The organism is Burkholderia sp. FW306-1C-G01B, assembly GCF_058781685.1.
Map to the genome: position 1 here is coordinate 1,423 of NZ_JBYSWZ010000036.1, position 644 is coordinate 2,066.

1 protein-coding gene is annotated in these 644 nt (G+C 61.0%); it reads right to left on the bottom strand.

Features of this window, described 5'->3' with window-relative positions:
* Positions 1-644 (bottom strand): Ig-like domain-containing protein (locus AC3WLY_RS35160; protein WP_492332763.1); only part of this gene is annotated, 644 nt, incomplete at both ends.

The following is a 644-nucleotide window of genomic DNA, read 5'->3' on the forward strand; positions in this document are numbered from 1 at the left end:
CTTGAACGTTGTTCGCACCTTCGACGGCGCCGAAGCTCGTGTTCCAATGCGCGCCGTTGTCGACGCTGTACTGAACTGTGGCGCCGGTCTCGATGCCCGAGAGGTTCAGCGTGCCGACGTTGGTGATGTGGTCGGTGGAGCTGCTTCCGGAATCGCTCGTGAGCGCAACTCCGGGCGCGGCAGCCGAGGTATCGAGCGTGAAGCTGAGAGATGTAGCTAACGATGTGTTACCGGCCACGTCGATCTGCCGAACCTGCACGTTGTTCAACCCTTCGACGGCGCTGAAGCTCGTACTCCAATGCGCACCGCTATCGATACTGTACTGGACGGTTGCGCCGGTCTCGATGCCAGTGACGTTCAACGTACCGACATTGGTGATGTGATCAGTGGCGCTGCTACCGGAGTCACTCGTGAGCGCGACACCGGGCGCAGCCGCCGCCGTATCGAGCGTGAAACTGAACGCCGTCGGGGCGGACGTGTTGCCCGCGACATCGATCTGTCGAACCTGCACGTCGTTCACGCCTTCGACGGCGTTGAAGTTGGTGTTCCAGGTATGGCCGCCGTCGATCGAGTATTCGACAACTGCGCCAGTCTCCACACCAGACACGTTGAGTGTGCCGACGTTCGTGATGTGATCGCTGGCG